This is a genomic window from Mycobacterium sp. ITM-2016-00318 (assembly GCF_002968285.2).
GTDB lineage: Bacteria > Actinomycetota > Actinomycetes > Mycobacteriales > Mycobacteriaceae > Mycobacterium.
Window position 1 is genome coordinate 2,567,523 of record NZ_CP134400.1, and the last position, 18,288, is coordinate 2,585,810.

Genomic DNA, 18,288 nt, shown 5'->3' on the forward strand with positions numbered 1-18,288 from the left:
CGCACATGACATTACCGTTGCTCGGACCGATGACGCTGTCGGGATTCGAACACGTTTGGTTCTTCCTCTTTCTGTTCGTCGTGCTCGGAATCGCTGTGCTCTACATCATCGTGCAGCTCGCCCGGCAGAGACGAATGCTTCGATTCGCGAATATGGAGTTGCTGGAAAGCGTTGCGCCCAAACGGCCTACGCGCTGGCGCCACCTGCCCGCGATCCTACTGGTCCTCGCGTTGGTGTTATTCACCGTCGCGATGGCCGGACCAACGCACGATGTCCGCATTCCGCGCAATCGCGCCGTCGTCATGCTGGTGATCGACGTTTCGCAGTCGATGCGCGCCACCGACGTGTCACCCAACCGGCTGGCCGCCGCGCAGGAGGCCTCCAAGCAATTCGCCGACGAACTCACACCCGGCATCAATCTCGGCCTGATCGCCTATGCGGGGACGGCCACCGTGCTGGTGTCACCGACGACCAACCGCGAATCCACCAAGGCCGCGATCGACACGCTGAAACTGGCCGACCGCACCGCAACCGGTGAGGGCATCTTCACAGCGCTGCAGGCCATCGCGACCGTCGGCGCGGTGATCGGTGGCGGTGACGAGCCACCACCCGCCCGCGTCGTGCTGTTCTCCGACGGCAAGGAGACGGTGCCGTCGAATCCGGACAACCCGAAGGGCGCGTTCACCGCGGCCCGCACCGCCAAGGATCAGGGTGTGCCGATCTCGACCATTTCGTTCGGCACGCCCTACGGATACGTCGAGATCAACGACCAGCGGCAGCCGGTGCCCGTCGACGACGACATGTTGCGCAAGATCGCCGAGCTGTCCGGCGGCGAGGCATACACGGCCTCAAGCCTGGATCAGCTGCGCGAGGTCTATTCGAACCTGCAGCAGCAGATCGGCTACGAGACCATCAAGGGCGAGGCCAGCGCAGGCTGGCTGCGGCTCGGCGCCCTGATCCTGGCCCTTTCGGCGCTGGCAGCCATGCTGCTCAACCGGCGGCTACCCAACTAGCGACAGAAATGGCAAGTAGCACATGACGTTACCGGTGCTCGGACCGATGACACTGACGGGCTTCGACCACGCCTGGTACTTCCTGTTCCTCCTGGTCGTGGCGGGGCTGGTCGGGCTCTACCTCGCCATGCAGAGGGCCAGGCGCAAGCGGCTGCTCCGATTCGCCAACACCGAGCTGCTGGAAAGCGTTGCCCCCAAACGACCGTCGCGGTGGCGACATCTGGCGACGGTCCTCTTGATGCTGTCGCTGGTGATGTTCACCGTCGCAATGGCCGGTCCCACGCATGACGTCCGCATCCCACGCAACCGTGCCGTGGTGATGTTGGTGATCGACGTTTCGCAGTCGATGCGGGCGACCGACGTGTCGACCAGCAGGCTGGCCGCGACGCAGGAGGCCGCCAAGCAGTTCGTCGACCAGATGACGCCCGGCGTCAACCTCGGGCTGATCTCCTACGCCGGGACCGCCACCGTGCTGGTATCGCCGACCACCAACAGGGACGCCTCCAAGAATGCGATCGACAAGCTGCAGGTGGCCGACCGGACCGCGACCGGTGAGGCGATTTTCACCGCGCTGCAGGCGATCTCCACCGTCGGCGCGGTGATCGGCGGCGGCGACACGCCGCCGCCCGCACGCATCGTGCTGATGTCCGACGGCAAGGAAACCGTGCCGCCCAACCCGGACAACCCCAAGGGCGCGTTCACCGCCGCGCGCACCGCCAAGGACCAGGGTGTGCCGATCTCGACGGTGTCTTTCGGCACGCCCAACGGCACCGTCGACATGGACGGTCAGCGCACACCGGTGCCCGTCGACGACGAGATGCTCAAGAAGATCGCCCAGCTGTCCGGCGGCCAGAGCTACAGCGCATCGAACGTCGAGGAGCTCAAAGAGGTCTTCACCAACCTGCAGGAGCAGATCGGCTACGAGACCCAGAAGGGTGACGCCGGCACGGGCTGGCTGCGGCTCGGCGCCCTGGTGCTGGCCTTGGCCGCGGTGTGCGCGCTTCTGGTCAACCGTCGACTGCCCAACTAAGCGATTTCTTGAGGATGGTCGACACACGTTAAGTTGGCTCGCATGACAGGAGACAGCGCTGCGGCCGACACCGCCGACCGGACGGCCGGCGGTCGCCCGCCCTTCGTCTCCCGTTCGGTGCTGGTCACCGGGGGAAATCGCGGTATCGGCCTCGCCATCGCCCAGCGGCTCGCCGCGGACGGCCACAAGGTGGCGGTCACCCACCGCGGATCGGGCGCTCCCGACGGGCTGTACGGCGTCGTGTGCGACGTCACCGACAATGACGCCGTCGATCGCGCGTTCACCGAGGTCGAGCAGCACCAAGGGCCGGTCGAAGTGCTGGTGTCCAATGCCGGAATCTCCCAGGATGCGTTCCTCATGCGGATGACCGAGGAGAGGTTCGAGAACGTCATCAATGCAAACCTCACCGGGGCGTTCCGGGTAACGCAGCGGGCCTCGCGCAGCATGCAGCGCAAGCGGTTCGGCCGGATCATCTACATCGGCTCGGTGTCCGGCATGTGGGGCATCGGCAACCAGGCCAACTACGCGGCGGCCAAGGCCGGTCTGATCGGCATGGCCCGCTCGATCTCCAGAGAGCTGTCCAAGGCCGGCGTCACCGCCAATGTGGTGGCACCGGGCTACATCGACACCGAGATGACCCGCGCGCTGGACGAGCGGATCCAGGAGGGGGCGCTCGGGTTCATCCCGGCGAAGCGGGTCGGCACCGCCGAGGAGGTCGCGGGGGTCGTCAGCTTCCTGGCGTCCGAGGATGCCAGCTACATCGCCGGCGCGGTCATCCCCGTCGACGGCGGCATGGGCATGGGCCACTGAATCTTCGATAGAGAGAAGGACTTTTCACATGGCAGGACTGCTCGAAGGCAAGCGAATACTCGTCACCGGCATCATCACGGACTCGTCGATCGCATTTCACATCGCCAAGGTCGCGCAGGAGGCCGGTGCAGAGCTGGTTCTCACCGGCTTCGACCGGATGAAGCTCATTGCGCGCATCGCCGACCGGCTGCCGGAGAAGGCGCCGCTGCTGGAACTCGACGTACAGAATCAGGAGCACCTCGACTCCCTCGCAGGCCGCATCACCGAGGTGATCGGCGAGGGCAACAAGCTCGACGGCGTCGTGCACTCGATCGGCTACATGCCGCAGACCGGCATGGGAGTCAACCCGTTCTTCGACGCGCCCTACGAGGATGTCGCGAAGGGCATTCACATCTCCGCGTTCTCGTATGCGTCGCTGGCGAAGGCGACGCTGCCGGTCCTCAACGAGGGCGGCTCGATCGTCGGGATGGATTTCGACCCGACCAGGGCGATGCCGGCCTACAACTGGATGACCGTCGCCAAGAGCGCACTCGAGTCGGTCAACCGGTTCGTCGCGCGGGAGGCCGGTCCGTTCGGCGTGCGCTCCAATCTCGTTGCCGCGGGGCCGATCCGGACTCTGGCGATGAGCGCCATCGTCGGCGGCGCGCTCGGTGAGGACGCAGGCGCCCAGATCCAACTGCTCGAGGAGGGCTGGGATCAGCGTGCTCCGGTCGGCTGGAACATGAAGGATCCGACGCCGGTGGCCAAGACGGTGTGCGCCCTGCTGTCCGACTGGCTGCCCGCCACCACCGGAACGGTCGTCTACGCCGACGGCGGCGCACACACCCAGCTGCTCTAGGAATGGCAGGCTCGGGTTTTGATGCCGTCCTGCTGCTGTCCTTCGGCGGGCCGGAGGCCCCCGAGCAGGTGATGCCGTTCCTGGAGAACGTGACTCGCGGCAGGGGCATACCCCGGGAGCGGCTGGCCTCGGTCGCCGAGCACTATCTGCACTTCGGTGGGGTTTCGCCGATCAACGGCATCAACCGCGCTCTGATCGCGCAGCTGGAAGCCGAACTGGCCGACCGGGACGAGGCCATGCCGGTGTACTTCGGCAACCGGAACTGGGAGCCCTACGTCGAGGATGCGGTAAGGGCGATGCGCGACAACGGCATCGGCCGTGCGGCGGTGTTCACCACATCGGCGTGGGGCGGCTACTCGAGCTGTACCCAGTACATCGAGGACATCGTCAGGGGCAGGGACGCGGCGGGGGTCGGCGCCCCCGAACTGGTCAAGCTGCGCCAGTACTTCGACCACCCGTTGTTCGTCGAGATGTTCGCCGAGTCGATCGACGATGCGGCCAGGGCGCTGCCCGAGGCGCTGCGCGCAGAGGCCCGCCTCGTGTTCACCGCACACTCGATCCCTCGTGCCGCTGCGTCGCGCTGCGGTACCGATCTCTATGCCAGACAGGTGGCCTACGCATCCCAACTCGTCGCTGCGAGGGTGGGATACGCCGACTACGACCAGGTGTGGCAGTCGCGCTCAGGGCCACCGCAGGTGCCCTGGCTGGAACCCGATGTGGGGGATCACCTTTCGACTCTGGCCGACTCGGGCGTCAAGGCCGTCATCGTCTGTCCGGTCGGATTCGTCGCCGACCACATCGAGGTGGTGTGGGACCTCGACAACGAGCTGCGTGCGCAGGCGCAGGAGCGCGGCATCGCCTTCGCAAGGGCGACCACGCCGAACGCCGACCGCCGGTTCGCGCGACTGGCCGTGGATCTGATCGACGAGGTGCGCGACGGTCGGGAGCCTATCCGGTCGGCGAGCCCGCAGGGTTCCGAAGCGCCGCCGCTGCAGGGCCATTCGGTTGACGGGACCCTGTGCACGCCCCGGTGCGTCAGGGGCTAGCGCCAGGCCGAGTGCAGTATCGCGCTCACCGCGGCAAGTCTGGCCGAGCGCACCACCGCCGACAGCGGTCGCAGCGCCTCGTTGGCGATCTGGGCCTCCGAGGAGCTCTGCAAACCGATCGGCATCAACCCCGAGCTGACGGTGACGATGGCATCGATGTGCGCGGCGTTCTCCAGCACGCGCAGCGCCCGAGACGGTGCATGGTCTGGTGCCCGGTGCTGCCCCGAGGACTCCATCACCTGCTCGACGAGCTTGCGCGGATCGGCGACGTCCAAGCCGCCCGCTTCGGCGCGGATGGCGCCGAGCGCATCAGCCGCCGACCGCACCGCCGAGCGCAGCGCGAACTCCGCATCGCCGAGGTCGACGTGTTCGGCGCGCGGCGCCGCGGGCATCGAGTACACCGTCCAGCTCAGGCCGGACACCTCGGCGTCCTCGGACTCGTCGGCGTCGTCGTATTCGAAGTCGGGTACCAGGCCGACCGCGGCTGCCGACGTCGGCCCGCCGTCGATGACGATGGCCTCGCCCGCCGTCACCGCGTCGCGCTGGAATTGGGTGCCCGCGGGCAGCCCGCGGACATCGCCGGGAACGGGAAGCACGACGGAGAACGCAGGCGAGCCCACAGGGATGCCGGCCGCGGTCCGCAGCGTCTGCAGCAGCGACATCGTCCCCGAGTGGTTCATTTCGGGCCAGGGCAGACCCGTGCTGCCTGCCGCGACGGCGTCGTAGGCGGTTACCGAATGCCTTGGCGCCCATTGTGATAACGCATCCAGGACGTCGTCAGGCGCGGCAGCTCCTGCGAGCCAGGCGTTGGTCCACACCGACAACGAGACACTAGGGCACCACATGATGCTCGCAGTGTAGTAGTTCACCGCTGGATGGGCCGACCACGCGCTACGCTCTCGGCATGCCTGTTTGGTTGATCTGGCTGGTCGCCGCACTCGGCCTGGCCGGGGCCGAGGCGCTGACCGGCGACCTCTTCCTGCTGATGCTGAGTGGTGGAGCCCTCGCCGCGGCCGGGTCGAACCTGATCTTCGACAACTACGTCATCGACGGCATCGTGTTCATGGTCGTCTCAGTGCTTTTGCTGGTGGTGGTGCGGCCGGCATTGAAACGCCGCTTCACCGAGGGCACTGGACTGTTGGACCGCCCGAAAGAGCTGGAGGGCAAGAGTGCGATGGTGCTCGACCGCGTGGGTCGCCACGAAGGTCAGGTCAAGCTCGACGGCGAGGTCTGGACGGCGCGGCCGTTGAACGAGGACGATGTCTACGAACCGGGCGACCACGTCACCGTCGTGCGCATCGACGGCGCCACCGCAGTCGTCCAAAAAGTGGTCTAGAGAAGCCTGGACAGCTAGGGAAGGGAACCCACAATGGACGGTGCCATCGCCGGCCTGATCCTCGTCGGCGTGCTGATCGTGTTCGCCGCCATCGTCGTCGCGAAGTCAGTCGCGTTGATCCCGCAGGCCGAGGCCGCGGTGATCGAACGGCTGGGCCGCTACAGCAAGACCGTGTCGGGTCAGCTGACGCTGCTGCTGCCGTTCGTCGACAGGATTCGGGCACGGGTGGACCTGCGCGAGCGGGTGGTGTCGTTCCCGCCGCAGCCGGTGATCACCGAGGACAACCTGACGGTGAACATCGACACCGTCGTCTACTTCCAGGTCACCAACCCACAGGCCGCGGTCTACCAGATCAGCAACTACATCGTCGGTGTCGAGCAGTTGACCACCACCACGCTGCGAAACGTCGTCGGCGGTATGACGCTGGAGCAGACGCTGACCTCGCGCGACAAGATCAACGGGCAGCTGCGCGGCGTGCTCGACGAGGCGACCGGCCGCTGGGGACTGCGGGTGGCGCGCGTCGAGCTCCGCAGCATCGACCCGCCGCCGTCGATCCAGGACTCGATGGAGAAGCAGATGCGGGCCGACCGCGAGAAGCGCGCCATGATCCTGACCGCCGAGGGCAGCCGGGAGGCGGCGATCAAGCAGGCCGAGGGCCAGAAGCAGGCCCAGATTCTGTCCGCTGAGGGCGCCAAGCAGGCCGCGATCCTGACCGCCGAGGCTGACCGGCAGTCCCGCATGCTGCGGGCTCAGGGTGAACGCGCGGCGTCCTACCTGCAGGCGCAGGGCCAGGCCAAGGCGATCGAGAAGACCTTCGCCGCGATCAAGGCGGGCAGGCCGACTCCGGAGATGCTGGCCTACCAGTACCTGCAGACGCTGCCGCAGATGGCCAAGGGCGAGGCGAACAAGGTCTGGCTGGTGCCCAGTGACTTCGGCTCCGCATTGGAAGGCTTCACCAGGATGCTGGGTGCACCGGGAGAGGACGGTGTGTTCCGGTACACGCCGTCGCCGGTCGAGGACAACCTGCCCAAGCCCGAGGACGACACCGATGAGGTCGCCGAGTGGTTCACGACGCAGACCGATCCAGCGATCGCTCAGGCTGTCGCCAAGGCCGAGGCGGACGCACGCAAGCCGGTTCCCGGTTTGCTCGCAGCTCCGGAAACTGCGGCGTCGGAGGACCCGCTGCCGCCTATGCAGTATCCGCCGCTGTCACAGCAGCGGCAGGATGGTCCGCCCCAGCAGCCGGGTCGGCACAGCGGATAGCCCCGGTATCCGCACGGTTGTGCTGCGGGTAGGTCTTGATCTCGTAGACGAGGCCTGCCACGCCGAGACTCGCGGTGAACAGCGACACCAGGATCAGCAGCGGGCTGATGTGGTTGGTGAGCGCATCGCCGAGGATCACCACCGCCGCCGTGCCGGGCAGCAGGCCCGCCAGTGTCGCCACGGTATAGGGCAGCACGCGAACCGCCGACGCTCCCGCGGCATAGTTGAGCACCGAGAACGGGACCGCGGGGATCAGCCGCATCGACATGACCGTCGGCCATCCGCGCCTGCGCAGGCGGGCGTCGAGCGTCTTGACCCGGGGATGCGGGACGAGGCGGTCGAGCCGCCAGTCCGCGGCCCGGACCAGCAGCAGCGCGAGCAACGCGCTGACAGCGCTGGCCACCACCGCGATCGCAATGCCGAGCCACGGTCCGAACAACAGGCCGGACGCCAGGGTGAACGCGGTCCGCGGGAACGGGAACACGGTGACCACGATGTGTGTGGCCAGAAACGCCAGCGGGAACCACGGACCGACCGACGTCGCCCAGTCCCTCAGCTGCATCGCGCCGGGCCGCGGCACCAGCAACAGTATTGCGACGAGAATCACAATGGTCGCCGCGATGGCGGCCATCTGGCGTCGGGGAACCTGCTTCGCCGTCCAGATCACCGCGGTGCGCATCGCGGCGAGGGTGCTGACGACGGACTTCACGGCTACCAACACTACGGGCCGCCCGCAGATAACTCGCCTCATGCCGATCGCGAGTCTGCCGCCCGGCGGCAGCTGCGCGAACGGCGATCATTTAGCCTCATAGCGTGCAGGAATCCGGTTTACGGGAATCTCAGCAGCGATGGCGCTCCGCGGTCGCGGGCGTACTGGCGAAGTCGACCCGGCGTGATCCGGCCGACCTGCCGCCCGAGCCCGAGAGCCTGCTCGACTCGCCGACCTACGAGGGCTTCCCGATCCGGGCGCTGTACACCAGCCTGGACGCCCTGCCTGAGCCGCCGCTGCCGGGCGCATGGCCGTTCGTCCGCGGCGGCGACGCGCTGCGCGACGTCAAGTCGGGATGGAAGGTCGCAGAGGCGTTTCCCGCCCCTGGGCAGAAGGCCGTCGCCGACGGCAACGGCGCCGTCCTGGTCGCGCTGACAGAGGGTGTCAGCGCGCTCGTGCTGCGGGTCGGCGGACCCGACGGCATCGCAGCGGGGGAGCTGGACCGCCTGCTCGAGGGCGTGTTCCTCGATCTCGTTCCCGTCGCACTTGAGACTGCGGGGCCAGACTTCACTGCCGCCGCCGACGCCCTGCTACCGCAGCTCACCGGTCTGGATGACGAGCAGCGGGCCCGCCTCTCGGTCGACTTGGGCGCCGATCCGCTGACGGCCCCGCTGGGCACGCGGTCGGCCGCCGACATCGACGATGTCGTCGCCGTTGCGGGCAAGGCATGCGAGTACGCAGGCGGGGTGCGGGCGATCACGGTCGACGGACCCGCTTTCCACAACCTCGGCGCCAGCGCGTCGTGGGAGTTGGCCGGCGCCGTCGCCGCGGGCGTCACCTACCTTCGCCTTCTCGGCGAGGCCGGACTCAGCATGTCGAATTCGTTGCGGCAGATCAGCTTCCGGCTGGCGGCAGACGACGACCAGTTCATGACGATCGCCAAGTTCCGGGTGCTGCGCCTGCTGTGGGCCCGGGTGGCCGAGGTGGTCGGCGAGCCCGAGGCAGGCGCCGCGCGCGTTCATGCCGTCACCTCGATGCCGATGATGGCTCAGCGGGACCCGTGGGTGAACATGCTGCGCACCACGGTCGCTGCCTTCGGCGCGGGCGTCGGCGGTGCAGATACTGTCCTCGTGCAGCCCTTCGACGCCGCGATCCCCGGCGGATTGCCCGGCACCGCAGCCAGTTTCGCGCGTCGCATCGCGCGCAACACCCAATTGCTCCTTCTCGAGGAGTCCCATCTGGGCCGAGTGCTCGACCCCGCAGGCGGCTCCTGGTTCGTCGAGGATCTCACCAAGCGACTGGCCGAGACGGCGTGGCAGCATTTCCAGCAGATCGAGGCGATGGGCGGTTTCGTCGACGCCCGCGATTTCGTCACTGCGCAGATCGCCGAGGTCCGCGACAAGCGCGCTGACGACATCAGCCACCGCCGCACCGCACTCACCGGAGTCAACGAATACCCGAACCTCGACGAAGCGCCGCTGCCCCAGCATGATTCGACGAGCACCGTAGCCCGATACGCCGCCGCCTTCGAGGCGCTGCGGGACCGGTCCGACGCCCACCTGGACAAGACCGGCGGGCGGCCGAAGGTGCTTCTGCTGCCGCTCGGCCCGCTCGGCGAGCACAACATCCGTGCGACGTTCGCGACCAACCTGCTCGCGTCGGGTGGCATCGAAGCGGTGAACCCGGGCACCGTCGACGCCACGGGAGTGGCCGACGCCGTCACCGCCGCAGGCGGTCTCGCCGTCGGGGTGATCTGCGGAACGGATGCGCGGTATGGCGCCGAGGCAGCAGGCGTCGTCGAGGCCGCGCGCAAGGCCGGGGTGTCGCGTGTACTGCTGGCCGGCCCCGAAAAGGCCGTCGCCGAAGCCGATCCCAAACCGGACGACTACCTGACCGCCAAGATCGACGCGGTCGGCGCACTCTCGGACCTGCTCACCCGATTGGGGGCATGACGACATGACCGCGACCACAGGAATCGGCAGCTTCGCCGACGTACCTCTGCACAGTCAACGGGCAGCAGAGCCCGCCACCGAGGCCGCGGTCAACGCGCACGTGGCTGCCGCCGCGGCGGCGCACGGCTACACACCCGGCCAACTCGACTGGCAGACACCGGAAACCATCGACGTCAAGCCGGTCTACGTCGCCGCCGACCGGGATGCCGTCGCGGAGGCGGGCTACCCGCTGGACACCTTTCCCGGCGAGCCGCCTTTTCTGCGCGGGCCGTACCCGACCATGTACGTCAACCAGCCGTGGACCATTCGCCAGTACGCCGGTTTCTCCACCGCCGCGGAGTCCAACGCGTTCTACCGCCGGAATCTGGCCGCCGGTCAGAAGGGCCTTTCTGTCGCGTTCGACCTCGCCACCCACCGCGGCTACGACTCCGACCACCCTCGAGTCGCGGGCGACGTCGGAATGGCCGGTGTAGCAATCGATTCGATCCTCGATATGCGGCAGCTCTTCGACGGCATCGACCTGTCCACGGTCTCGGTTTCAATGACGATGAACGGCGCCGTGCTGCCGATCCTCGCGCTGTACGTAGTGGCCGCCGAGGAACAGGGCGTGCCACCGGAGAAGCTGGCCGGGACCATTCAGAACGACATCCTCAAAGAGTTCATGGTCCGCAACACCTACATCTACCCGCCGAAGCCGTCGATGCGGATCATCTCCGACATCTTCGGCTACACCAGTACGCGGATGCCCAAGTTCAACTCGATCTCGATCTCCGGATATCACATCCAAGAGGCCGGTGCGACAGCGGATCTGGAGTTGGCGTACACGCTGGCCGACGGTGTCGAATACATCAGAGCGGGACTCGACGCGGGCCTGTCAATCGACAAGTTCGCGCCACGGCTGTCCTTCTTCTGGGGCATCGGGATGAACCTCTTCATGGAGGTCGCCAAGCTGCGGGCCGGACGACTGCTGTGGAGCGAGCTGGTCGCCCAGTTCGAACCCAGGGAAGCCAAATCACTGTCCCTGCGCACGCATTCGCAGACCTCAGGCTGGTCGCTCACCGCGCAGGACCCGTTCAACAACGTCGCCAGAACCTGCATCGAGGCGATGGCGGCCACCCAGGGGCACACGCAGTCGCTGCACACCAACGCCCTCGACGAGGCGCTGGCGCTGCCCACCGACTTCTCCGCCAGGATCGCGCGCAACACGCAGCTGCTGCTTGCGCAGGAGTCGGGCACCACGCGCCCGATCGACCCGTGGGCAGGCTCGTACTACGTGGAGTGGCTCACCCATCAGCTCGCGCAGCGGGTGCGCGCCCATATCGACGAGGTGAACGAGCACGGCGGCATGGCCCAGGCCATCGACGACGGCATCCCGAAGCTGCGGATCGAGGAGGCCGCGGCACGCACCCAGGCCCGCATCGACTCCGGTCAGCAGCCGGTGATCGGCGTGAATAAATACCAGGTCGATGAGGACCACGAGATCGAGGTGCTCAAGGTCGAGAACAGCCGCGTGCGCGCCGAGCAGATCGCCAAACTGGAGAAGCTCCGCGCCGAACGCGACAAAGCCGCCGTCGAGGCGGCTCTCGGTGAGCTCACCAGCGCGGCCGAAGGAGAAGGCAATCTCCTCGAACTCGCCATCAACGCCGCCCGGGCGAAGGCCACCGTCGGCGAGATCTCCGACGCGCTGGAGCGGGTCTGGGGACGGCACGAGGCCGAGATCCGTACCATCGCCGGGGTCTACCGCGACGAAGTCGGAAAGGTCAGCAACATCGCAAGCGCCACCGAGCTGGTCGAGAAGTTCGCCGAAGCCGACGGCAGGCGTCCGCGCATCCTGGTCGCCAAGATGGGCCAGGACGGTCACGACCGCGGCCAGAAGGTCATCGCCACCGCCTTCGCCGACATCGGTTTCGACGTCGATGTCGGCTCGCTGTTCTCCACGCCGGAAGAGGTGGCGCGCCAAGCCGCCGACAACGACGTCCACGTGGTGGGTGTCTCGTCGCTCGCGGCCGGACATCTCACGCTGGTGCCCGCGCTGCGCGACGCGCTCGCAGAGGTCGGCCGCCCCGACATCATGGTCGTGGTCGGCGGTGTGATCCCGCCCGGCGACTTCGACGAGCTGTATGCCGCGGGCGCGACCGCGATTTTCCCGCCCGGCACGGTGATCGCGGACGCGGCGATCGGCCTGTTGCACAAGCTGGCCGAGCGGTCGGGCTACGAGCTGACCTAGCCGCGGGCTGGATGGCGCACACAGGGGACCTCGCCGCCGCGATCAAGAATCGTGATCGCGCGGCCCTGCCGCGTGCGATCACGCTGGTCGAGTCGACCAGGGCCGACCATCGCAAGCAGGCCCAGCAACTGCTGATGGAGTTGATGCCCGAGGCGGGCAGCGCCATGCACGTCGGGATCACGGGGGTTCCCGGCGTCGGAAAGTCGACGGCGATCGAGGCGCTCGGCATGTATCTCATCGAGCAGGACCACCGGGTGGCCGTGCTGGCCGTCGACCCGTCGTCGACGCGCACCGGCGGGTCGATTCTCGGCGACAAGACCCGCATGTCGAAGCTGGCCGTGCACCCCGACGCCTACATCCGGCCGTCACCGACATCGGGCACCCTCGGCGGGGTGGCCAGGGCGACCAGGGAGACCATCGTGTTGCTCGAGGCGGCCGGCTTCGATGTGATCCTGGTGGAAACGGTTGGCGTCGGTCAGTCCGAGGTCGCGGTCGCCAACATGGTGGACACGTTCGTTTTTCTGACCCTCGCCCGCACCGGTGACCAGCTTCAGGGCATCAAGAAAGGTGTGCTCGAGCTTGCTGACATTGTCGTGGTGAACAAGGCCGACGGCGAGCACGCAGTAGAGGCCAAGTCCGCCGCCCGCGAGCTCGCGGGTGCGATCCGGCTCATCTACCCGCGTGAAACACTCTGGCGTCCACCGGTTTTGACGATGAGCGCGGTGGAGGGCACTGGCCTGACCGAACTGTGGGACACGGTGCTCAAGCACCGACAGGTACTCTCCGACGCGGGGGAGTTCGAGGCTCGTCGCAATTCCCAGCAGGTGGACTGGGCGTGGTCCATGGTGCGCGACACGGTACTGGACCGGGTGCTCAACCACCCTGGCGTGCGCAAGGTTCGCGCCGAGGTGGAACGCCGGGTCCGCGACGGTGAGCTGACGCCGACGCTGGCGGCACAGCAGATCCTCGACGCGGCTGACTCCCGGCTCGATTGATTGCTGTTCGGAGTGGCCCCGGCACCACCGAAATGCGGAGAACTAACGGATCGGTAACGGTGCGTTTATTTGCCGTGGTTCTAGGTAAATTAGATGCATTGTGACGCACTCTGACAGCGTGGAGCGCAGCGCGGCGCTTCCACACGGTGTCCAAGGCGCAGCCGATCCGCGCTTCGCCTGTGCGGTGCGGGCCTTCTCCACGATGTTCCCTGGTCCGCGCTACGGCGGAGGCGCGCTGTCGGTTTATCTCGACGGCGAGCCCGTCGTCGACGTCTGGACGGGTTGGTCCGACCGCGCCGGGACCACGCACTGGTCCGCCGACACCGGCGCCATGGTCTTCTCCGCAACGAAGGGCATGGCCGCGACGGTCATCCACCGGCTCGCCGACCGCGGCCTGATCGACTACGAGGCTCCGGTCGCGCAGTACTGGCCAGAGTTCGGCGCCAACGGCAAGGCGCACATCACCGTCCGCGACATGATGCGGCACCGCGCTGGACTGTCCCAGCTCAACGGGGTCAGCAGGGCCGAGTTGATGGACCATCTCAAGATGGAGGAGCGGCTGGCGGCGGCGCCCGTCAACAAGGTCCTCTACGGCAAGGGCGCCTACCACGCGCTGACGTACGGCTGGTTGATGTCCGGTCTGGCGCGTTCGGTCACCGGCAAGGGCATGCGCGAATTGATTCGCGAAGAGCTGGCCGAACCGTTGGAGATCGACGGATTGCATCTCGGTCGCCCGCCCGTTGGGTCGCCGACCACGACGTCGCAGATCATCATTCCGCAGGGCACCGTCAAGAACGCCCTGCTCGGAAGCCTCGTGCCCAAACTCGCCGCGCTGCAGTGGTCAAGTGGCCTCGGCGCGCTGTACTTCCCCGAAATGGTGTCCGTCGTGCAGGGCGACACCCCGTTCCTCGATGGCGAGATACCCGCCGCCAACGGCACGGCCACGGCGCGGGGTCTGGCCAAGATGTACGCCGCGCTGGCGTGTGGAGGCATGGTCGACGGCAAGCAGTTCCTGTCCCCGGAGCTGGCCGCGGGCCTGATCGGCAGGCCCAATCTGCGGCCCGACCGGAACATCGTGTTCCCCATGGCATTTCACCTCGGCTACCACTCCATTCCGCTGGGTGGCCTGATGCCCGGATTCGGTCACGCAGGGCTCGGCGGGTCACTCGGCTGGGCGGACCCGACCACGGGAATGTCCTTCGGCTACGTGCACAACCGCCTGCTGACGCCGTTCGTGCTGGCCGATCAGGCAGGGTTCGTCGCGACGGCGGCGTTGATCCGCCGGGGCGCAACCGCGGCACGCAAGCGCGGATACCGTCCGGTGCCCGCCTTCGGCGCGCCGTTCGTCGGTGAGCAGCAGTCCGTCGCCCTGTGAGGGCTACGCGTCTTCCATCCGGAAGCCGACCTTCAGCGTCACCTGGAAGTGTCCGACTTCGCCGTCGGTCAGGTGGCCGCGCACTGAAGTCACCTCGAACCAGTCGAGCCCGCGGATCGTCTCGGACGCACGAGAGATCGCGTTCTTGATAGCGGCGTCGATGCTGTCGGGTGAGCTTCCGGCGATCTCGATGATTCGGTAGGTGTGATCGCTCACGACGCGCCTCTTTCCCGTTCGAATTTCTCCGCCGCTTCGACCGCGGCAAGCGGAGACCGCGCGAGGTCGAGGTTCTGCTGGCCGGACAGTATGTCCATGGCCAGCCTGGCGTAGATCATCTGGCTGGTGATCGCCATCTGGCCGCGACTGTGGCTGATGAAGGTGATGAACCAGGTGATCAGCGTGGTGAACCGGTTCTTGAAGCCGACGAGGTACACGAGGTGCAACACCAGCCAGGCGAGCCACGCGATGAACCCGCCGAACTCGAACTTGCCGACCTGAGCGACCGCGCTGAACCGCGAAACGGTCGCCATGCTGCCCTTGTCGAAGTACTTGAACGGGGCGCGGTCGGCCGGATCGTCGCGGCCGGCGAGTTCGCCCTTGATGAGATTGGTCGCGTACTTGGCGCCCTGCAGCGCACCCTGTGCCATGCCGGGCACGCCGGGGACCGACATCAGATCGCCGATCACGAAGACGTTGGGATGACCCTTGACCGTCAGGTCGGGCTGCACCACGACCCGGCCCGCGCGGTCGATCTCGGAGCCGTCGGACTGATCGGCCACCATTTTTCCGAGCGGGCTGGCCTGCACGCCTGCCGACCACACCTTGCACGCGCACTCGATGCGCTCCTCGCCGCCTTCCTTGTGCTTGACCTTGACGCCCATGTAGTCCACGTCGGTCACCAACGAGTTGAACCTGATCTCGACGCCCATCTTTTCCAGCCGGCGCTGCGCCTGCGCGCCGAGTTTGGGGCCCATCGGCGGGATCAGCGCGCCCGCACCTTCCACGAGGATGACCCGGCAATCGGTGGGACGGCAGGTGCGAAACGCTCCGGCGAGCGTGCGGGTGGCCAGTTCGGCGATCTGGCCCGCCAGTTCCACGCCGGTCGGGCCGCCGCCGACGACGACGAACGTCAGCCGGCGTTCCCGCTCGGCCGGGTCGGTGGTGACCTCTGCGGCTTCGAACGCGCCGAGGATGCGGCCGCGGAGCTCCAGCGCGTCGTCGATGGTCTTCATACCGGGCGCGAAGGTCGCGAACTGGTCGTTGCCGAAGTAGGACTGCTGCGAACCCGCGGCGACGATCAGGCTGTCGAAGGGCACGACGGTTTCCATCGTCATCAGCTTCGACGTCACGGTCCGTGCGGTCAGGTCGATGTTCTCGACCTCGCCAAGCAGCACCCGGACGTTCTTCTGCTTGCGCAGTACCAGCCGGGTGGTCGGCGCGATCTCACCTTCGGACAGGATGCCCGTGGCCACCTGGTAGAGCAGCGGCTGAAAGAGGTGACTCGTCGTCTTCGAGATCAGCGTGACGTCGACGTCGGCGCGCCGAAGGCGTTTGGCGGCTGTCAGGCCGCCGAAGCCCGACCCGATGATCACGACGCGGTGGCGGTGTGCGGGCTTGGTCGGTTGTGTCACGCGTTGCTCCCCATGTCGATGGCGAGGCAACGATAACCGTATCGGGTCAGACCCGGGTGAACCACTTCATCTTGATTCGCCACGAATGCGCCGACGCCAAGGCGAATCCGGCGCCGCACATGCAGGCGAAGACCCAGACCATGGTGCTGCCCACCACGTTCTGGAAGGACGGCACGAAAGCTGTGACGATGCGGATGACGCACGCCATGATGCCCGCGACAGACGAGGCGAGGTAGAAGTTGGCGATGGTGCGCGAGCGCGGATCCCTCCGCAGCACCAGCGTGGCGCGGATTCCGTAGACCAGCAGATACATCAGGGTGCCGCAGAGCAGCAACCAGTACAGGTTGAGCCAGAAGTCGGTCGGAACGGTGAAGAAGTCCGGTGCGTAGATTCGTGCGCCGTTCCCGACCGAGAACGTGACCAGCAGTATCGGGATGCAGACCGTGGCGGGCCGTTCGACGTATTGCTTGAATGATCGTTGCATGGCCTCGTCGTCGGCGAGCCTGCCCAGAGTGTTGTAGACGATCGCCGACGCCGCCACGATGTAGCAGTCGTGGCCCAGGTAGTCCTCGAGATTCCACTTACCGGTGAGCGCGAACAACCAGTGTCCGAGCGTTTCGGAGGCGAGCGGCGACATCAGAAGCACCGCCAGGCCCTGCAGGGCGATATTGAGCGTCGCGGCGACTTCCCAACGGCACGTCCACGTCACGCGCCGAATCCACAGGCTCCATCCGATACAAGCGATCGTGATCGCTAGGAGTGTTGCGAGGGCCATCTGTATCGCCTTTGCGCTGAATCGATACCAGCAGATTCTACAGCGGCGGGGCGTCCAGGCGAGGCTTCATTTCGGACAGCTTCTGCGGGCGTACACGGCGCGCTTCCGCGGTTGCCACGGCGCCACCGGCGGATTCGAAGTAGCTCTGCACTTCTTGGTGGCTCATCAGCCCGAAGCGAACCTGCAGGTCGGGGTAGCTGAGCTCGAACCTGTCGGCGACCCTGCGAAGCTCCTCGGCGTCGGGGTAGAACTCTTCCTTGATCCGCCGGTAGTACGTGCTGCTAGACACGCCGAGCGCGTCGTAGATGTCCTTCGAATCGACGTCGCCGTCGAGGAGGTAGTCAAGCAGGGCTTTTAGCTGTCTGCCGTTCTCATCTGTACGTGGCACCCCATAACTGTAACGTGTTCTCCCGCAAATGGGCAGTGCGGATCGAGCGTCGGAATCCATTGCTGTTATTGACGCAGGTGTCACACTTTTGGGAGAGGTCTCCCAATTTTGGGACTGCACCCGTAGTGTTAGCTTTATGTTGATTGCAGAATTTGCCAGCACCCCGTTTCGTATCGCTGATCACGAGACCGTGGACGCGCCGGCGGCCGCCGATCTCGCGAAGATCTCGGCGCCTCTGAACAGCACACTCACCGGCGAGCTCGATGGCGCGCAGTGGTACCTCGGCGTTGCAGGCGAGGAAATCCTGCTCGCGGCCCTCGGTATCGCGATCGCCAGGACTATCGGTGAGGGCGTGGTGCTCGTCGACGTTGCCGGCCGCGGATCGATCCCGCTGTCGTGCACCTCAGCGGGTCTGGCCACCGCGACGGAGTCGCTCGGGGCCGTGCACCGCAGCCTCTCCGCAGGCCCGACCGCCCCGAAGGTCGCCGCTGCGCCGCCGTCGGAGATCTTCTTCTCCTATCTCGGCACCGAGCCGGGGCTACGACATGCGCTCGAGCTTCGGGCCTACCGCGCCGACGGCCTCGTTGCGCTGGACTGGTGGTATGACACCCGCAGCTTCGACGCCTACACCATCGAGGAACTCGCGGAGCAGTTGCCGCTGGCGCTGATCGAACTGACCTCCGAGGCCTCGCCTCAGCCGCACACCCCGATGGCCGTCGGCCACTGAGTCGCTAGAATCGACACACAGCGGCGCTGATCCGGCCATCACCGGGGAGCCTTCGGAAGAACAGCTCAGGCCGTCGGTCTGGCTCAGTAGACCCGAACGGGTAGGCCCGTCACAGCCGCAATTCGAGCGGCGCACCCACGTGCGCAAGCGGGGTGGTACCGCGGCGTTCGCGC

Annotated in this window: 18 protein-coding genes; 12 read left to right on the forward strand and 6 right to left on the reverse strand. The window is 66.9% G+C overall.

Annotated features, from left to right (window positions below):
* Positions 1 to 5 precede the first annotated feature (5 nt).
* From C6A82_RS12550 to C6A82_RS12570, 5 genes are read left to right on the forward strand one after another with little or no spacing between them, the layout of a single operon-like run.
* Positions 6 to 1,013: a VWA domain-containing protein gene (locus C6A82_RS12550; RefSeq protein ID WP_105344154.1), complete on the forward strand. Its 1,008-nt coding sequence runs from the start codon at positions 6 to 8 to the stop codon at positions 1,011 to 1,013.
* 22 nt (positions 1,014 to 1,035) lie between these two features.
* Positions 1,036 to 2,043, forward strand: coding sequence for a VWA domain-containing protein (locus C6A82_RS12555; protein ID WP_105344148.1), 1,008 nt, complete (start codon positions 1,036 to 1,038; stop codon positions 2,041 to 2,043).
* A 42-nt stretch (positions 2,044 to 2,085) separates the two neighbouring features.
* Complete coding sequence (fabG1, locus tag C6A82_RS12560; protein WP_311101808.1) at positions 2,086 to 2,853, forward strand: 3-oxoacyl-ACP reductase FabG1; 768 nt, start codon at positions 2,086 to 2,088, stop codon at positions 2,851 to 2,853.
* A 28-nt stretch (positions 2,854 to 2,881) separates the two neighbouring features.
* Positions 2,882 to 3,691: an NADH-dependent enoyl-ACP reductase InhA gene (gene inhA / locus C6A82_RS12565; RefSeq protein WP_105341280.1), complete on the forward strand. Its 810-nt coding sequence runs from the start codon at positions 2,882 to 2,884 to the stop codon at positions 3,689 to 3,691.
* Between the two features lie 2 nt (positions 3,692 to 3,693).
* A complete protein-coding gene (locus tag C6A82_RS12570) occupies positions 3,694 to 4,737 on the forward strand; it encodes a ferrochelatase (RefSeq protein ID WP_105341281.1) in 1,044 nt (347 codons plus the stop codon).
* Here the strand turns inward: C6A82_RS12570 and C6A82_RS12575 are convergent.
* Complete coding sequence (locus tag C6A82_RS12575; RefSeq protein ID WP_311101809.1) at positions 4,734 to 5,582, reverse strand: hypothetical protein; 849 nt, start codon at positions 5,580 to 5,582, stop codon at positions 4,734 to 4,736. The two genes, C6A82_RS12570 and C6A82_RS12575, sit on opposite strands and share 4 nt — an antisense overlap.
* A gap of 59 nt (positions 5,583 to 5,641) precedes the next feature.
* On the opposite strand from C6A82_RS12575, the gene C6A82_RS12580 reads away from it, so the two are divergent.
* Together C6A82_RS12580 and C6A82_RS12585 are read left to right on the forward strand one after the other, a co-directional pair.
* Entirely contained in the window at positions 5,642 to 6,073 is a 432-nt protein-coding gene (locus C6A82_RS12580) for an NfeD family protein (RefSeq protein ID WP_105344825.1), read from the forward strand.
* Between the two features lie 33 nt (positions 6,074 to 6,106).
* Positions 6,107 to 7,336: an SPFH domain-containing protein gene (locus tag C6A82_RS12585; RefSeq protein ID WP_105344826.1), complete on the forward strand. Its 1,230-nt coding sequence runs from the start codon at positions 6,107 to 6,109 to the stop codon at positions 7,334 to 7,336.
* Here C6A82_RS12585 and C6A82_RS12590 read toward each other — a convergent pair.
* Positions 7,263 to 8,045: a TVP38/TMEM64 family protein gene (locus C6A82_RS12590; RefSeq protein ID WP_233216909.1), complete on the reverse strand. Its 783-nt coding sequence runs from the start codon at positions 8,043 to 8,045 to the stop codon at positions 7,263 to 7,265. The genes C6A82_RS12585 and C6A82_RS12590 overlap by 74 nt on opposite strands.
* Positions 8,046 to 8,149: 104 nt before the next feature.
* Between C6A82_RS12590 and mutA the strand changes: the two genes are divergently transcribed.
* The 4 genes from mutA (at position 8,150) to C6A82_RS12610 (ending at position 14,594) form a co-directional block, all read left to right on the forward strand.
* Entirely contained in the window at positions 8,150 to 9,997 is a 1,848-nt protein-coding gene (gene mutA / locus C6A82_RS12595) for a methylmalonyl-CoA mutase small subunit (protein WP_105344830.1), read from the forward strand.
* Positions 9,998 to 10,001: 4 nt separating this feature from the next.
* Entirely contained in the window at positions 10,002 to 12,224 is a 2,223-nt protein-coding gene (gene scpA, locus C6A82_RS12600; RefSeq protein WP_105344831.1) for a methylmalonyl-CoA mutase, read from the forward strand.
* 11 nt (positions 12,225 to 12,235) lie between these two features.
* Complete coding sequence (meaB, locus tag C6A82_RS12605) at positions 12,236 to 13,219, forward strand: methylmalonyl Co-A mutase-associated GTPase MeaB (protein ID WP_105344833.1); 984 nt, start codon at positions 12,236 to 12,238, stop codon at positions 13,217 to 13,219.
* A gap of 100 nt (positions 13,220 to 13,319) precedes the next feature.
* Positions 13,320 to 14,594 (forward strand): serine hydrolase domain-containing protein, encoded by a 1,275-nt coding sequence (locus C6A82_RS12610; RefSeq protein WP_233216911.1) that lies wholly within the window; start codon positions 13,320 to 13,322, stop codon positions 14,592 to 14,594.
* A gap of 3 nt (positions 14,595 to 14,597) precedes the next feature.
* Here the strand turns inward: C6A82_RS12610 and C6A82_RS12615 are convergent, their stop codons facing one another.
* Genes C6A82_RS12615 through C6A82_RS12630 form a run of 4 tightly spaced genes read right to left on the reverse strand, consistent with a single transcriptional unit; the run spans position 14,598 to position 17,388 of the window.
* Positions 14,598 to 14,810, reverse strand: a complete 213-nt coding sequence (locus tag C6A82_RS12615; RefSeq protein ID WP_105344835.1) for a dodecin — start codon at positions 14,808 to 14,810, stop codon at positions 14,598 to 14,600.
* Entirely contained in the window at positions 14,807 to 16,225 is a 1,419-nt protein-coding gene (locus C6A82_RS12620) for an NAD(P)/FAD-dependent oxidoreductase (protein WP_105344836.1), read from the reverse strand. The genes C6A82_RS12615 and C6A82_RS12620 overlap by 4 nt, the downstream gene beginning before the upstream one ends.
* A gap of 46 nt (positions 16,226 to 16,271) precedes the next feature.
* Positions 16,272 to 17,000, reverse strand: a complete 729-nt coding sequence (locus C6A82_RS12625) for a hypothetical protein (protein WP_105344838.1) — start codon at positions 16,998 to 17,000, stop codon at positions 16,272 to 16,274.
* A gap of 37 nt (positions 17,001 to 17,037) precedes the next feature.
* Positions 17,038 to 17,388: a helix-turn-helix transcriptional regulator gene (locus C6A82_RS12630; protein WP_199193757.1), complete on the reverse strand. Its 351-nt coding sequence runs from the start codon at positions 17,386 to 17,388 to the stop codon at positions 17,038 to 17,040.
* Between the two features lie 136 nt (positions 17,389 to 17,524).
* On the opposite strand from C6A82_RS12630, the gene C6A82_RS12635 reads away from it, so the two are divergent.
* The gene (locus C6A82_RS12635) at positions 17,525 to 18,115 is read left to right on the forward strand and encodes a hypothetical protein (RefSeq protein WP_233216912.1); all 591 of its coding nucleotides are present in this window, start codon (positions 17,525 to 17,527) and stop codon (positions 18,113 to 18,115) included.
* Positions 18,116 to 18,288: the final 173 nt, after the last annotated feature.

What these genes read in the sequence shown, in the direction of transcription:
- C6A82_RS12550 (WP_105344154.1), top strand. Translation starts at nt 6, where the DNA reads ATGACATTACCGTTGCTCGGACCGATGACGCTGTCGGGATTCGAACAC.
- C6A82_RS12555 (WP_105344148.1), top strand. Translation starts at nt 1,036, where the DNA reads ATGACGTTACCGGTGCTCGGACCGATGACACTGACGGGCTTCGACCAC.
- fabG1 (WP_311101808.1), top strand. Translation starts at nt 2,086, where the DNA reads ATGACAGGAGACAGCGCTGCGGCCGACACCGCCGACCGGACGGCCGGC.
- inhA (WP_105341280.1), top strand. Translation starts at nt 2,882, where the DNA reads ATGGCAGGACTGCTCGAAGGCAAGCGAATACTCGTCACCGGCATCATC.
- C6A82_RS12570 (WP_105341281.1), top strand. Translation starts at nt 3,694, where the DNA reads ATGGCAGGCTCGGGTTTTGATGCCGTCCTGCTGCTGTCCTTCGGCGGG.
- C6A82_RS12575 (WP_311101809.1), bottom strand. Translation starts at nt 5,582, where the DNA reads ATGTGGTGCCCTAGTGTCTCGTTGTCGGTGTGGACCAACGCCTGGCTC.
- C6A82_RS12580 (WP_105344825.1), top strand. Translation starts at nt 5,642, where the DNA reads ATGCCTGTTTGGTTGATCTGGCTGGTCGCCGCACTCGGCCTGGCCGGG.
- C6A82_RS12585 (WP_105344826.1), top strand. Translation starts at nt 6,107, where the DNA reads ATGGACGGTGCCATCGCCGGCCTGATCCTCGTCGGCGTGCTGATCGTG.
- scpA (WP_105344831.1), top strand. Translation starts at nt 10,002, where the DNA reads ATGACCGCGACCACAGGAATCGGCAGCTTCGCCGACGTACCTCTGCAC.
- meaB (WP_105344833.1), top strand. Translation starts at nt 12,236, where the DNA reads ATGGCGCACACAGGGGACCTCGCCGCCGCGATCAAGAATCGTGATCGC.
- C6A82_RS12625 (WP_105344838.1), bottom strand. Translation starts at nt 17,000, where the DNA reads ATGGCCCTCGCAACACTCCTAGCGATCACGATCGCTTGTATCGGATGG.
- C6A82_RS12635 (WP_233216912.1), top strand. Translation starts at nt 17,525, where the DNA reads ATGTTGATTGCAGAATTTGCCAGCACCCCGTTTCGTATCGCTGATCAC.